Here is a 14,456-nt window from a genome sequence, read left to right as displayed (position 1 = left end):
CCAGCGAAGCGGGCCGCTCCTGAAGGGGCGGCCCGTTTCAGCGTTCCACCGCCAGGCGGACGCCGAAGCCGATGAACGCCACGCCCGTGACCTGCTGCAGGCGGCGCTTCACCGCCGGACGCGACAGGACGCGCCGTGCCGCGCTCGCCGCGACGACGACGAACCCCAGCCACACCAGCACCTCGGCGACGTGGATGACGCCGAAGAGCATGCTCGTCCCGAACATCGGCGCGCCATGCGGGATGAACTGCGGAAGCATGCTCATGTAGAAGACCCCGACCTTGGGGTTCAGCAGGTTGCTCGTCAGGCCCGTGCGCAGCGCGGTGAGACCGGAGACGCTCGCGTCCGGCGCCTCCTCCGAATCCCGCGTCTTCCGGCGGGCCTTCCACAGCGCCTGCCCGCCCAGCCACAGCAGGTAGCACGCGCCCGCGACGCGCAGCACGTCGAATGCGATCTGGGACGCCGCCAGCAGCGCGGTCAGCCCGGCGGCGCTCGCCGCCGCCCAGCACAGCAGGCCCGACGCCACCCCGGCACCGGCGAGATAGCCCGTTCGCCGTCCACTGGTCACGGTCGTGCGCAGGACGAGCATCGTGTCCACGCCGGGGGTGATCGTCACAAGGGCGGCCACCGCGGCGAAAGCGAGGCAAGCCGTGAGCATGCGTTCCATTCTGCCAGGCATGTTCCGGGGCGCTGCGGGAACGGGCCGACGGGAATTTGATTGGATCGGACCATGGCTGACACGAAGAAGATCGGCGACCTGGACGTCTTCCCGCTCGCGCTCGGCGGCAATGTCTTCGGCTGGACCGCCGACCGGGACCGCTCCTTCGAGATCCTGGACGCCTACGCCGGGGCCGGCGGCACCTTCCTCGACACCGCCGACCAGTACTCGGCGTGGGTCGACGGAAACCGCGGCGGCGAGTCCGAGACCATCATCGGCGACTGGACGACGGCCCGCCGCAACCGCGACGACCTCGTGATCGCGTCCAAGGGCGGCCGCCACCCCGACCACCAGGGCCTGTCCGCGCCGACGATGAGAGCCGCCGTGGACGCCTCGCTCACACGGCTCCGCACCGACCGCATCGACCTCTACTACACGCACTTCGACGACCCGTCCGTCCCCGTCGAAGAGATCATGACGACGCTGGACGAGCTCGTCACCGCGGGCAAGATCCGGCAGATCGCGGTGTCCAACATCGAGCTCGACCGGCTGGAGGCGTCCCTGGAGTTCAGCGAACGCGAGGGAACCGCCCGCTACGTCGCCATCCAGCCGCACTACAACCTCGTCTCCCGCGACACCTACGAGGGCGAGCGCCGCGCCATCGCCGAACGCCACGGGCTGGCCGCCGTCCCGTACTACGGCCTCGCCTCCGGCTTCCTGACGGGCAAGTACCGTCCCGGAGCCAACGTCGACAGCGTCCGGGCCGGAGGCGCGGCCAAGCACCTCGACACCGAACGCGGCCGCAAGGTCCTCGCCGCCCTCGACATCGTCGCCGAGGAACAGGACAAGGCCGTCGCGACCATCGCGCTGGCGTGGCTCGCCGCACAGCCGACCGTCGCCGCCCCCATCGCCAGCGCCCGCACCCTCGAGCAGCTCCCGCCGCTCGTCGACGTGGACGACACGGTCCTGACCGGCGACCAGCTCCAGCGCCTCACCGACGCCTCCGCCTGACCCTCATCGCCCGCAACCTGATCTAGAACTCGATGAGCTTCCGTGGGTCGAACCGGACCGTGAACGGCCTGGCCGCCTCGATCTTCGCGTCGACGGGCTGCCCGCCTTCGATCGTGCGGTCCAGGCGGTAACCGGAGGCCCCTGCGGGCGGACACGCGGGATCATCGCCGCCGAGCGTGAAGACGTGCACCCTGGGCCGAGGCGTGAACTCGACCATCCAGTATTGGGGGATGCCGAGCACGGCGTATTCCCGGAGCTTCCGTACGCGGTCGGTGCGTTCGCTCGCACCGCCCGGTGATATGACCTCGACGACCAGAAGCAGCTCACCGCCGGGGATGATGACCGGACTGCGGTTCACGATCGAGGCGTGCGCCACACCCTTCGGCACCATGAAGAGATCGGGCTTCCGGATACCGGCCGGAGTGCTGATCTCCCATTCGCCGCCGACGGCGACGAACACGTCGGCTTCTGCCCCGGCCGTCTTCAGCAGCTCCCCGAGCTGCATGGCCACCCAGTTGTGGGGCGCGCTTGGAGACATCTCGATCAGCCACCCGTCCTCGAGTTCAAGGCCTCGGCCTTCGTCCTCTCGGGCGTGCAGATCTTCGGCTGTGTACGGACCAAAACCGCCATGGTCATGCGCGACGCTCACGGCCCTGCTCCCATCGGATGGCACGACAGATCGATGTGGGGACAACATTACCCGCCCGACGTTCACGACCTAGAGTAGCGATCCGATGACTGTATGGAGCGGAGCTCGGTGGATGCGCGGTGGTGGGCCTGCTGATGACGGTGGTCGTCCGTAATCTGGGGTGATGCGTCCTACGAAGGGTGAGCTGGAGGCTGCTCGCGATCGGGTCATCGCTGACGTTCTGCCTGCGGACGGCGGGTCGTTGCGAGTGCTTTTCAGCGGTATCAACCCTGGGCTCTACTCCGGGGCGACCGGTTTTCACTTCGCGCGGCCTGGGAACCGGTTCTGGCCCGCGCTGTATCGGTCGGGGTTCACCGATCGGCTTCTGGATCCGTCCGAGCAGGGGCTTCTGCCCTCCTATGGGCTCGGGATCACCAATCTGGCGCATCGGACGACGGCTCGTGCCGACGAGTTGAGCGATGTCGAGCTTCGGGAGGGCGGACGGCGGCTTGCCGAGCTCGTCGAGCGTTACCGGCCGTCCTACCTCGCTGTCGCCGGGGTCACCGCTTATCGCACCGCTTTTGGGCGGCCGCGGGCTCAGATCGGTCCGCAGGACGATGGGTTCGGTGCCGCGAAGGTGTGGGTCCTGCCCAATCCGAGCGGGCTGAACGCCTCGTGGCCGCTTGACCGGATCGTCGCCGAATTCGCCCGCCTGCGTGAGGCCGCCGAAGCGCTCAGGGCGACGTGAGGGCTCAGGACGTGGGGTCGAGAGCGGCCGCCGTGGTGACCATGGTGGTGACCGTCTGGATGAGGGTGGGCTTCGGCTCCCAGAGGCCCGGCCGGCCCAGGGCCACGATCGGGCGGGGGAGGGCCCGGACGCCCGCGAGGCGCCAGTGGTGCGTCCCCGGCTCCGACCAGGGGCCGCAGTCGCAGGAGCCGCCCGTGACGGTGGCCGAGCAGACCTCGTCGAGGTCGGCCATCGCGATGACGGCGCCGATGGTGGCGAGGGGGTCGCGGGGGTCCCAGCCGGCGGCCTGGATGAGCGGGGAGTCGCAGGCCTTCAGGTCGACGCGCATCGAGGCGTGGATCAGCAGCGGGCCTCGGTAGGCGGTCGGCAGGCCCTGGTTCGAGACGGTCTTGCCGCCGCGCGCGATCGTGAAGGCCCAGGGCTGCTGAACACTGATCGCCTGCACGCGGTCTCCTCCATGTTCTCCCGTCCCTTCACCGCCACGGGATCCCCCGAGGCCCGGCGAGACGCCGGCGCACCGCGCAGTGATGCCCGAGAGGTTAGGCGCATCCCGGCGGAATTGCCAATGGACGAGGCGAGCGGGTCGCCGTCCTGGTATGGGGCGATCGGAAAGCCGATCGATTCCCATCCGATTTCCTCTGGTCATCCATGTGACGCGTGAGGTTGTTGCCAGGTTGACGGTCGGGAGTGGCTCATCCCTTCAGTGCTCCCGCCATTAGGCCGCGCATGAAGAACCGTCCGAGAAGCAGGTAGACGAGGACGGTCGGCAGCGACGCCAGCAGCGCCGAGGCCATCTGCTGGTTGTACTGGACGGCCACCGCCCCCGAACCCGCCGTGTTGTTCAGCATCACCGTGACCGGCCAGCTGTCGGGCGCGCCCAGGAAGACGGCGAAAAGGAAGTCGTTCCACATCGAGGTGAACTGCCAGATCAGCGTGACCGCGAAGGCCGGGCCGGAGACGGGCAGCATGATGGACCAGTAGGTGCGGAGCATTCCGGCGCCGTCCACGCGGGCCGCCTCGATCAGCTCGTCGGGGACGGTGACGTAATAGTTCCGGAAGATGAGCGTGCAGATCGGGATGCCGTACACGACGTGGGCCAGGATCAGGCCGCGGATCGTCCCGGACAGCTCCATGTCCGTGAGCAGCCCGGCCAGCGGGATCATCACCGCCTGGTAGGGGATGAACATGCCGAACAGGAACAGCGTGAAGACCACGTCGGAGCCGGGGAACCGCCATTTCGACAGGACGTAGCCGTTCAGCGAGCCGAGCACGGCGGAGATCAGCGAACCCGAGACGGCGATCTTGACGCTGTTCTCCAGGCCGGGGCGCAGCTCGTCCCACGCCGCGCTCCAGCCGGACGTGCTCCAGTGGCGCGGCAGGCTCCACGCGCTGCTCGGGTCCGCCTCGTCCAGCGGCTTGAAGCTCGTGACGACGAGGACGTAGACGGGGATCAGGAACAGCAGGACGAAGGCGAGCAGGACGGCCAGCTTCACCGCCTGCACGGGACGGCCCGCGGTGGGCACCGGGGCGGTCACCGGGACCGCTCCCCGCGCACCGACCACACCAGGTAGGGGATCACCAGGACGGCGACCGCCACCAGCAGGTACGTGGCGATCGTGGCGCCGTTGGCCGGGTCGTGCCGGTCGAAGATCTCGACGAAGGTGGCGACGGCCGGGACATAGGTGACGATCTGCTTGCCCGCGATCGCCATGATCAGGTCGAACACCTTGAGCGAGATGTGCCCGAGGATGATCAGTGCGGACAGCGTGATCGGGCGGAGCTGCGGGAACACGACGTACCGGTACACCTTCCACTCGGACGCGCCGTCCACCCGCGCCGCCTCCCGCAGCTCCTCCGGCACACTTCGGAAGCCCGCCAGATACAAAGCCATGACATATCCGGACATCTGCCAGATGGCGGGGAGGGCCATCGCCGCCATGCCCCAGGTCGGGTCCTGCCACCAGCTGTTCGCCAGCGCCCCCAGGTGGAGCTTGTCGAACAGCTGGTTGAACCCGACCGCGCGCTCCGGCGGCGCCGGGTTCATCAGCCAGCGCCACACCACGCCGCTGGCGATGAACGACACCGCCATCGGGAACAGGTAGATGACGCGGAACGACGCCTCGCCGCGGATCCCCTTGTCCATCAGGAACGCAAGGAACGCGCCGAGCACCAGGGCGCCGACGACGAACACGGCCGTGAACACCAGGGCGTTCTGGACGGCGCCCGGCCAGCTCGGCTGGTCCCACAGGTCGACGAAGTTCTTCCCCTTGTCGAACCCGTACTCGCTGACCTCGTCGTGCTTTCCGCTCAGCGCGACCCGCGTGTTCCAGAAGATGAGCCCGTAGACGAACAGGCCGATCGCGACGATGGACGGCGAGAGCAGCAGCAGACCGGGCAGCCACTTCCTGCTACGGCGGAACTTCACCGGTTCACAGGCCGCTGTTCTTGGCCGCGCTCACCAGTGCCTGCTGCAGTTTGGCCGCGTCCTTGTTCTGGAGGAAGAGACCCACCGCGGTGTCGATGTCGGTGTGCCATTTGTTGTTGGCGTTCACGCCGTGCCAGAACGAGCCCGCCAGCTTGATGTTCGGGCTGTTCCACTGTTCGAACGCGTCCTTCAGGTAGCCCGTGTAGAGGCTCTTGTCGGCGTCCTTGCGGGCGGGGATGGAGCCCTTCTTCGGGTTGAACAGGTCCTGCCCCTCCTTGCTGGACACCTCCTTCAGCCACGCGAGGGCCCCGGCCCGGTGCGGCGCGCTCTTGGGGAGGGTGAAGCTGTCCGACAGCCACATGTAAGTGCCCTCGGTACCCGGCGCGGCCGCATATTTGAAATCGGTGTCGAGCTTCTTGCCGAGGCCGTTCGGCGCGCTTCCGACGAAGTAGCCGTACGCCCAGTCGCCCATGATGTTGAATGCGGCCTTGCCGTCCACGACGGCCTTCGCGGCGCCCTGCCAGTCCGTGGACGCGGCCTCCAGCGTCGTGTACCTCATGATCTCGGCGAAGTCGTTCAGCGCCTTGGTGACGGCCGGGGTGCTCCAGTCGGCGCCCGGCTTCCACAGCGCGTTGTAGGCGTCGGTGCCGAGATCGCCGAGCAGGACGTTCTCCAGCAGGTGGTCGGCCGTCCACTGCGCGCCGAGCGACAGCGGGACCTTCTTCGTCTTCTCCTTGACGGCCTTCAGCGCGGTGATGAACTCCGCGATCGACGCCGGCGGCGCGGAGATCCCGGCGTCCTTGAGGATGCCCGGGTTGTACCAGAGGACGTTGGACCGGTGGATGTTCACCGGCACCGAGTAGATCTTGCCCTGGTAGGTGATCTGGTCGATGAGCTGCTGCGGATACACCGACGTCAGGTTGTTCTGCTGGTAGAAGTCGTCCAGCGGCTCGATCTGCCCGGCCTTGATGTAGTCGAGCAGCTCCGCGCCCGCGTGGCCCTGGAACGAGTCCGGCGGCTTGCGGTTCTGCAGCCGGCTCGCCAGTACGGCCTTCGCCTGCGTGCCCGACCCGCCCGCGATGGCCGCGTTGACGAACTTGGTGCCCGGGTTCTTCTTCTCGAAGTCGGCCTGCATGGCCTTCAGCCCGTCGGCCTCGCCCGGACCGGTCCACCAGGAGAAGACCTCGACCTGGGACTTGTCGTTCGAGCCCTCGTCCTCGTTCGCGCCGCAGGCCGTCAGGGCCAGCGCGCCGGCCATCGCCACGGCCGCGAAGACCGCCCGGCGGTTCCTGGGAGCACGTCGTCGCATCGTCCGATTCCTCCGTTCCCCGGAAAAGCAAGCGTCCGTTCGGACGCCCGCGCGGGTCAACACCGGGGACGGAAAAGTGATCTAGCGGTGATGCGAGCGCCACGCTCCGCCATGGAGCGCGGGAGGCGCGGGAGCTACCAGGCGATGGCGGGCGGCAGGTCGCCGGGGCCCGCGTCCGGCCAGTCCAGGGGCGCGCCGAGAGGCGCGAGCTCGGCGAGCTGGAGGCGGTACCACGGCGACGACTCGGGCCGACCGGTCAGCTCCAGGCACTGGTCCCACGTCCACCATTCCGCCCGCTCGACCTCGTCGGGATTGCGGTGGACTGTCCTGTTCGCCGGGACGGTCGCGCGCACGACCGGGCAGCGCTCGTTCTCGACGGTCCCGTCCGCCGCGACGGCCCGGTACTGGAACCGGGGGAGGACGGACATGAGCTCCGCGTCCGGAATGCCCAGCTCGTCGCGCAGCCGCCGGAGCACGGCGTCGCGCAGCTTCTCGCCCGGACCGGGGTGACCGCAGCAGCTTCCCGTCCACACGCCCGGGAACGTCCGCTTGCCGAGGGCGCGCTGAGTGATCAGGACGCGACCCTCCGTGTCCACCACGTAGCAGGAAAAGGCCAGGTGGTACGGCGTGTCCCTATGGTGGCTCGCGCCCTTCGGAGCCGTTCCGACGGCCTCGTCGTCCGCGTTGAGCAGCACAATCTCTTCGACGCCCATGCTCCAGTCCTACCCCATGCGCGCCGCCGGGGTCAGCCGTTTCACACCCCGGGGGCAGCCGGCCTCCGGCGCGTCGCGGGCGAACCGGGATTAAACTCGGAACGGCCCGAGCCAGGGGAGACCCGATCCCCCACGGAGGAGTTGACACGAGTGAGCCTGCTGGAGTCGATCACAGGTCCCGCCGACCTCAAACGACTGGACGCCGCTCAACTGCCCCGGCTCGCGGAGGAGATCCGCGAGTTCCTCGTCCAGGCGGTCTCCAAGACCGGCGGCCACCTCGGCCCGAACCTCGGCGCGGTCGAGCTGACGATCGCGCTGCACCGGGTCTTCGACTCACCGCACGACAAGCTCCTGTTCGACACGGGCCACCAGGCGTACGTGCACAAGATGCTGACCGGGCGGCACGACTTCGAGCGGCTGCGCAAGCGCGGCGGCCTGTCGGGCTACCCGAGCCGCGCCGAGTCCGAGCACGACATCATCGAGAACTCGCACGCCTCGCCCGCCCTGTCGTACGCCGACGGGTTCGCCAAGGCGTTCCAGCTCCGCGGCGAGGACGACCGCGCCGTGGTCGCGGTCGTCGGCGACGGCGCGCTGACGGGCGGCATGTGCTGGGAGGCGCTCAACAACATCGCCGCCGGGGCCGACCGTCCCGTCATCATCGTCGTCAACGACAACGGCCGCTCGTACTCGCCGACGATCGGCGGGCTCGCCTCCCACCTGGCCGACCTGCGCGTCACCCAGGGCTACGAGAACGCGCTCAGCCTCATCAAGAAGACCGTGCCGCGCGCGCCGGTCGTCGGCAACGTCGCCTACGAGGCGCTGCACGGCATCAAGAAGGGCATCAAGGACGTCCTCCAGCCGCAGGCCATGTTCGAGGACCTCGGCATCAAGTACGTCGGCCCGATCGACGGCCACGACGAGGACGCCGTGGAGCGCGCGCTGCGCCGGGCCCGCGGGTTCGGCCGTCCCGTCATCGTGCACTGCATCACCACCAAGGGACGCGGCTACGCCCCGGCCGAGAACGACGAGGAAGACTGCATGCACGGCGGCGGCGCGTTCGACCCCGCCACCGGGCAGTTCGTCCGCAAGTCGGGCGGCCCCGCCTGGACGAAGATCTTCGGCGAGGAGATGGTCGCGATCGGCCGCGAGCGCCGCGACGTGGTCGGCATCACGGCCGCGATGCTCCACCCGGTCGGGCTCGCGCCGTTCGCCGAGGCGTTCCCCGACCGCATCTTCGACGTCGGCATCGCCGAGCAGCACGCCGTCACGTCCGCCACCGGGCTCGCGATGGGCGGGCTGCACCCGGTCGTGGCGGTGTACGCGACGTTCCTCAACCGCGCGTTCGACCAGGTCCTGATGGACACGGCGCTGCACGGGCAGCCCGTCACGTTCGCCCTCGACCGCTCTGGCGTGACCGGCGACGACGGCCCCAGTCACAACGGCATGTGGGACCTGTCGATCCTGCAGCTCGTCCCCGGCATGCGGATCGCCGTCCCGCGCGACGGGGCCCGGCTGCGCGAGCTGCTGCGCGAATGCGTCGCCGTGTCGGACGGCCCGACCGCGATCCGCTACCCGAAGGGCTCCGCCGCCGCCGACATCGAGGCCGTCGGCAAGGCGGGCGACATGGACGTCCTCGCCCGCCACGACGGCTCCAACGGCACCCGCGTCCTGCTGGTCGCGGCCGGGTCGATGGCGACGCCCGCGGTCGAGGCCGCCGAGCTGGTCGCCGCGCAGGGCATCGGCGTCACGGTCGTCGACCCCCGGTGGGTGAAGCCGCTCGACCCGGCGCTCGCCGGCATCGCCCGCGAGCACGCGCTCGTCGCCGTCGCGGAGGACAACGGCCGCACCGGCGCCGTCGGCGACGCCGTCGCCCGGCTGCTGCGCGACGAGGGCGTCGACGCCCCGATCCGCACGTTCGGCATCCCGCAGGAGTTCCTCGACCACGCCGCCCGCGGCGAGATCCTCGCCGACATCGGCCTGACCCCGCAGGCCCTCGCCCGTGACATCACCGAGCACATCGCGCGGATCACCTCGCCCGAGTCCGACGCGCACGCCGCGTCCGACCAGGAGACGTCCGACCGCGACTAGTACTGCAACGACACTTCGTAATACCCTCTGCATCTGTAGTGGCTGATGAGGGCTCGGGCTTGGCTTCTTCTGCGCCATAGCGACCAGGCGATGACGTGCTGGACAGCATGGCGAATCGGAGAGGCGATGCGGTTGAAGAGTCGCCGCGCCTCGTTCATGGTCACGGGTATGAGGGACCGTTCGCTACCGGTGTCGAGACCCCCCTTTTTGCCTTCTCGCGCAGCGCGGCGAGAAAGGCCAGGGCTGCCATAGAGAGAGTTATGTGCCGGTACCAAGCTGTGTAGCTGCGGACTTGATAGTGGTCGAGCCCAGTCTCGTTCTTCGCGGTTTGAAAGCATTCCTCGACCATCCAGCGGGATCCTGCGACGGACACCAGTTCCTCAAGGGAAGTCCCGGCCGGGCAGAAGCAGATGTAATACGCGATGTCCGTGCTGTCGGCGAGGCAGCGTCGTGCGAGGAGCCAGTGGTCCCAGCCCGCACGCCGCCAGGGCCGAATCGCAGCGGTGGCCCAGTGGTACTCGCGCGGGCCATGAGCACCGTTACCGCAGCTCACAGACGTCCAGGCGGAGTCGGGTAATTGACCAACCAGTTCCTGGGCCTTGGCCTGCTCGAAGAACTCCATGGTCATGACCATCTGCGATTTCGGGACCGCCAGGACGTGAGGGATGTCATGTTCTTCCAGCCACAGCCGGATGCGACTCACCTGCCCGTAGAGCTCGTCAGCGGTCACCCAGCCGAACGGCAACCCGGAGGCCACCGCACGTTTGAGCATACGCAGGCCCAGGTCCGGTTTTGTGGCGAACTCGACATCTTCGCCGATGCCGGCCGATCGGCAGCGTTCACGATCCGATGTCCAGTCTTTCGGCAGATACAGTTCGCGGTCGATCAGCGCCCGGCCCTTGCCCGATCCATAGGCCAGGAAAACCCCGATCTGGGAGTTCTCGATCCGGCCGGCGGTTCCAGAGTACTGCCGGGCCACACCCGCAGACCGGACGCCCTTTTTCAGGAACCCTGTCTCGTCGAGAATGAGAATTCCCCGCTCGGGATCCCCGAGATGCTCCACCACTGCGTCACGGACGTCGTCACGCACGGCATCGGCATCCCACAGGTAGTGGTTCAGCAGCCGCTGCATGCCCTGAGGGCCGACGTCCCCGGCGGCCTCGGCCAAAGTCCAGCCGTTCTTCCGCTCGCTCTCGCCGAGCAGTCCCCGCAGGTAGGACACCATCCGCCGCCGGGACTCCACCCGCCCGAACCGGCCCGCGAACCGAGCCACGAACTCATCAAACGCTCCTGACCACCCGTCAGTCATCTCTGCCTGCACACAACGATCAACGATGCGCCACCGACGAGGTTACGAAGTGTCGTTGCAGTACTAGACCCCCTCGGCCGACAGCAGCTGCCAGAAGTGGGTGATGGACGCCGCGGACGTGCCCAGCTCGCGGCCCGAGTACGTCCATCTCCCGCGCAGCCGCCACGGGCGTCCGGCCCCGTCCCGGACGAAGACCTGGAGCGGGAAGCAGGCGTCATGGGCGCGGATGACGCCGGACGTGTCGACCGAGGGGTCGAGCCGGGGCTCGCCCTCGCACCGCACGCCCATGACGGACGTGCGCGGATCCTGGCGCAGGAGCCCCTGCGTCAGGTCGTACACGAGTACGGAAACGTAGTCGGGGCCGAGCCACCTGAGGTCGGGCACCGTCTCGGGTGGGGGGAACCCGTACAGTTCTGGACCGCCGGTCACAGGCCGCACCGTAGCGGTAGCGTGACATATCCGTCACTACCTTCCCGGCGAGATATTACCCGGAAGGTGAATTATTCCCTTCCGCGGCACGCGGACGTCATCGCCTCCCAGCGGGCGAGCTTGACGCGTTCGCCCCGGTCGAGCGCGCGGGCGAGGGCGATCTCCGCGGCGTCGAGATGGAGCCAGTCGTCGTAGGTGACGACGCGGAGGCCCCGCGACTCCAGCAGCTCCTCGATGGTGAGCTTCGGCGGCGTCCGCGACCCGGAGCCGTCGCCCAGCACGTCCTCCAGGAGGTTGCGGACGGTCTCGGCGGCGTCGGACTTGTTGGTCCCGACGACGCCGGTCGGCCCGCGCTTGATCCAGCCGGCGACGTACTCGCGCGGCATCGGGCTCCCGTCCGGGCCGAGGACGCGGCCGCCGTCGTTCGGGACCGTGGAGGTGCGCTCGTCGAACGGGACGCCGTCCAGCGGGACGCTCTGGTAGCCGACCGACCGCAGCACCATCCCGACGGGCAGCGTCTCGAACTCGCCGGTGCCGGTGACGCGGCCCGTGTCGTCCAGGCGGGTCTTCTCCAGCCGGAGCCCCTCCACGCGGTCGGTGCCGACGATCTCGGCGGGGGCGCGCCAGAACCGCACGTCGATCCGGCGGAGGCGGTCGGCGGGCGGCTCGCCGGTCCAGGTGTTCAGGACCTTGACGTTGCCGCGGACGTGCCGGTCGCTCTCGGCCAGCTCGGCGCTCGCCGGGTCGAGGTCCATGTCCTCGGGGCTGACGTGGATGCCCGCGTTCGGCAGCTCGCCCAGCTCCCGGGCCTCCTTGGTGGTGAACTTCGCCTGCGCCGGGCCGCGCCGCCCGATCATGTGGACGCGCTTGACCCGGCTGCGCGACAGCGCCTCGATGACCTGCTCGGGGACGTCGGTCTCGCGCAGCTCGTCCGCCGTCTTGGCGAGGATCCGGACGACGTCGACGGCCACGTTCCCGACGCCGATCACCGCGACCTCCTCGACGGACAGGTCGAACTCGTGGTCGGCGGCGTCGGGGTGCCCGCAGTACCAGTTGACGAAGTCGGTCGCGGCGATGCTGCCGGGCAGGTCCTCACCCGGGACGCGCATGTGCCGGTCGACCATCGCGCCGGTGGAGTAGATCACGGCGTCGTAGCAGTCCAGCAGGTCGGCGCGGCTGAGGTCGCGGCCCAGCTCCACGCAGCCGAAGAACCGGACGCCCGGGGTCTCCAGCACCTTCTGCAGGTACCGGGCGATCGACTTGATCGACTTGTGGTCCGGCGCGACGCCGTAGCGGACCAGCCCGTACGGCGACGGCAGCCGGTCGAACACGTCCACCCGGACGTCCCCGTCCGTCTGCTTGACGAGCGCCTCGGCGGCGTAGATCCCCGCCGGGCCTGAGCCGATCACCGCGACGACCACAGGATGAGCCATGCGCGCCATTCTGCCCAGCCGGCGCGGAAAACGACACCGTGACCCCGGCCACGGAGCGAGTCAGCGTTTCGCGGCCGGTTCGCTGGACCGCTGCACCCGGCTGTTCCGGTAGCCGTACAGGGCGTAGACGACGATGCCGATGGCGAGCCACGCCAGGAACCGCAGCCATGTCTCCACCGGCAGGTTGATCATCACGAACAGGCAGGCCAGCACGGACAGGATCGGGATGACCGGCACCCACGGCGTCCGGAACGCGCGCGGCAGCTCCGGGCGGGTGCGGCGCAGGATGACGACGGCGACCGACACGACGAGGAACGCGAACAGCGTGCCGATGTTGACCAGCTCCGCGAGCTCGGCGAGCGGGATGAACCCGGCGAGCACCGCGGCGATCACGCCCATGATGATCGTGGAGCGGTACGGGGTGCCGAACCGCGGGTGGACGGCCGACAGCCAGGCGGGCAGGAGCTTGTCCCGGCCCATCGCGAAGAGGATCCGGCTCATCCCGAGCAGCAGGATCATCACGACGGTGATGAGCCCGGCGACGGCGCCGACGTCGATGATCGTGGCGTACGCGGGATGCCCGTTCGCCTTGAACGCGTCCGCGAGCGGCGCCTCGGTGCTCAGTTCCGAGTAGTGCTGCATGCCCACGACGACGATCGACACGGCCGCGTACAGGACGGCGGTGATCGCGAGGGAGCCGATGAGCCCGATCGGCAGGTCCCGCTGCGGGCGGCGGGCCTCCTCGGCGGCGGTGGCGACGATGTCGAAGCCGATGTAGGCGAAGAACACGAGCGCGACGGCGGAGAAGATCCCGAGCCAGCCGTAGGTCGCGGGCGTGATCCCGAACAGCACCTGCATGAGCGGCGCGGCGAGGCCGCCCGCCTCCTCGGTCGGCTTCGACGGCGGGATGAACGGGTCGTAGTTGGCGCCCTTGACGAAGAACAGCCCGGCGACGATCACCAGCAGCACCACGAACACCTTGATGGCCACGACAACCGCGTTGACCCGCGAGGAGATCTTGATGCCGAACACGAGCAGCGCCGTCACCGCCAGTACGAGCCCGATCGCCGGGACGTTGACCGTCCCGCCGTCGCCCGGCGGTGCGGAGATGGACGCCGGTATCGTCACGCCGACGTCGTCCAGCAGCGCGGCGAAGTAGCCGGACCAGCCGACCGAGACGACCGCCGCGGCCAGCCCCATCTCCAGGATGAGGTCCCAGCCGATGATCCACGCCGGGAACTCGCCGAGCGTGGCGTAGGAGAAGGTGTACGCCGAGCCGGCCACCGGGACGGTCGAGGCGAACTCGGCGTAGCACAGCGCCGCGAGCCCGCACACCACGGCGGCGAGGATGAACGACAGCGCGACCGCGGGCCCGGCCTTCTCCCGGGCGACCTGGCCGGTCAGCACGAAGATGCCCGTCCCGATGATCACGCCGACGCCGAACACGGTCAGGTCCAGCGCCGACAGGGCGCGCCGGAGCCGGTGCCCGGGTTCCTCGGTGTCGCGTATCGACTGTTCGACCGACTTCGTGCGCAGCAGAGTCATCCTCCCCGCCCTTTCCGGCCCGGTTGCTTGATCGTCACGGCCGTCAGCCCTATGCCCGATCGCGGGCGCCTTATGTCGCGATGTATGGGGCGGTGTCGGGTTGGACGGGAAGCGCCGCCATGATCGACGCGGCGGCGCCCGGGCCCCCGCCCGGCCCGCC

At 69.2% G+C, this 14,456-nt stretch carries 13 protein-coding genes and 1 pseudogene; 3 read left to right on the top strand and 11 right to left on the bottom strand.

All coding sequences use genetic code 11. The features are described 5' to 3' along the window. Positions 1-37 precede the first annotated feature (37 nt). Positions 38-658, bottom strand: coding sequence for a LysE family translocator (locus tag ETD83_RS05020; RefSeq protein ID WP_138643854.1), 621 nt, complete (start codon positions 656-658; stop codon positions 38-40). A gap of 72 nt (positions 659-730) precedes the next feature. On the opposite strand from ETD83_RS05020, the gene ETD83_RS05015 reads away from it, so the two are divergent. Next, the gene (locus ETD83_RS05015; RefSeq protein ID WP_138643853.1) at positions 731-1,669 is read left to right on the top strand and encodes an aldo/keto reductase; all 939 of its coding nucleotides are present in this window, start codon (positions 731-733) and stop codon (positions 1,667-1,669) included. Positions 1,670-1,691: 22 nt separating this feature from the next. On the opposite strand, the gene ETD83_RS05010 is transcribed toward ETD83_RS05015, so the two are convergent. Next, positions 1,692-2,318, bottom strand: coding sequence for a Uma2 family endonuclease (locus tag ETD83_RS05010; RefSeq protein ID WP_171064019.1), 627 nt, complete (start codon positions 2,316-2,318; stop codon positions 1,692-1,694). Positions 2,319-2,481: 163 nt separating this feature from the next. Between ETD83_RS05010 and mug the strand changes: the two genes are divergently transcribed. After that, a complete protein-coding gene (mug, locus tag ETD83_RS05005) occupies positions 2,482-3,045 on the top strand; it encodes a G/U mismatch-specific DNA glycosylase (RefSeq protein WP_138643851.1) in 564 nt (187 codons plus the stop codon). 4 nt (positions 3,046-3,049) lie between these two features. Here the strand turns inward: mug and ETD83_RS05000 are convergent, their stop codons facing one another. The 5 genes from ETD83_RS05000 to idi all read right to left on the bottom strand — a co-directional run bounded on the left by ETD83_RS05000 (position 3,050) and on the right by idi (position 7,492). Then, positions 3,050-3,490, bottom strand: a complete 441-nt coding sequence (locus ETD83_RS05000) for an ASCH domain-containing protein (RefSeq protein ID WP_138643850.1) — start codon at positions 3,488-3,490, stop codon at positions 3,050-3,052. A gap of 247 nt (positions 3,491-3,737) precedes the next feature. Continuing rightward, positions 3,738-4,580, bottom strand: a complete 843-nt coding sequence (locus ETD83_RS04995; protein WP_407921471.1) for a carbohydrate ABC transporter permease — start codon at positions 4,578-4,580, stop codon at positions 3,738-3,740. After that, the gene (locus ETD83_RS04990; RefSeq protein ID WP_230420689.1) at positions 4,577-5,470 is read right to left on the bottom strand and encodes a carbohydrate ABC transporter permease; all 894 of its coding nucleotides are present in this window, start codon (positions 5,468-5,470) and stop codon (positions 4,577-4,579) included. Before ETD83_RS04990 ends, ETD83_RS04995 begins: the two co-directional genes overlap by 4 nt. 4 nt (positions 5,471-5,474) lie before the next feature. Continuing rightward, positions 5,475-6,779, bottom strand: coding sequence for an ABC transporter substrate-binding protein (locus tag ETD83_RS04985; RefSeq protein ID WP_230420688.1), 1,305 nt, complete (start codon positions 6,777-6,779; stop codon positions 5,475-5,477). Between the two features lie 134 nt (positions 6,780-6,913). Continuing rightward, complete coding sequence (gene idi, locus ETD83_RS04980) at positions 6,914-7,492, bottom strand: isopentenyl-diphosphate Delta-isomerase (protein WP_138643848.1); 579 nt, start codon at positions 7,490-7,492, stop codon at positions 6,914-6,916. 150 nt (positions 7,493-7,642) lie between these two features. Here idi and dxs point away from each other — a divergent pair, with 150 nt between their 5' ends. Next, positions 7,643-9,580 (top strand): 1-deoxy-D-xylulose-5-phosphate synthase, encoded by a 1,938-nt coding sequence (gene dxs / locus ETD83_RS04975; protein WP_138643847.1) that lies wholly within the window; start codon positions 7,643-7,645, stop codon positions 9,578-9,580. Positions 9,581-9,764: 184 nt separating this feature from the next. On the opposite strand, the pseudogene ETD83_RS04970 reads toward dxs, so the two are convergent. The 4 genes and pseudogenes from ETD83_RS04970 to ETD83_RS04955 all read right to left on the bottom strand — a co-directional run. Beyond that, a pseudogene (locus ETD83_RS04970) lies at positions 9,765-10,889 on the bottom strand (IS701 family transposase); the annotation flags it as partial. 63 nt (positions 10,890-10,952) lie between these two features. Further along, complete coding sequence (locus ETD83_RS04965) at positions 10,953-11,318, bottom strand: hypothetical protein (protein WP_131965692.1); 366 nt, start codon at positions 11,316-11,318, stop codon at positions 10,953-10,955. Positions 11,319-11,389: 71 nt separating this feature from the next. Then, positions 11,390-12,751 carry an FAD-dependent oxidoreductase gene (locus ETD83_RS04960; protein WP_138643845.1) on the bottom strand — a complete coding sequence of 454 codons (1,362 nt, stop codon included), beginning with the start codon at positions 12,749-12,751 and terminating at the stop codon, positions 11,390-11,392. A 60-nt stretch (positions 12,752-12,811) separates the two neighbouring features. Continuing rightward, positions 12,812-14,296, bottom strand: coding sequence for an amino acid permease (locus tag ETD83_RS04955; RefSeq protein WP_138643844.1), 1,485 nt, complete (start codon positions 14,294-14,296; stop codon positions 12,812-12,814). Positions 14,297-14,456 lie beyond the last annotated feature (160 nt).

It is taken from the genome of Actinomadura soli (genome assembly GCF_005889715.1).
Classification (GTDB): domain Bacteria; phylum Actinomycetota; class Actinomycetes; order Streptosporangiales; family Streptosporangiaceae; genus Spirillospora; species Spirillospora soli.
Note: the sequence above shows the minus strand (reverse complement) of the source record. Positions and strands in the feature narration are given on the sequence as shown.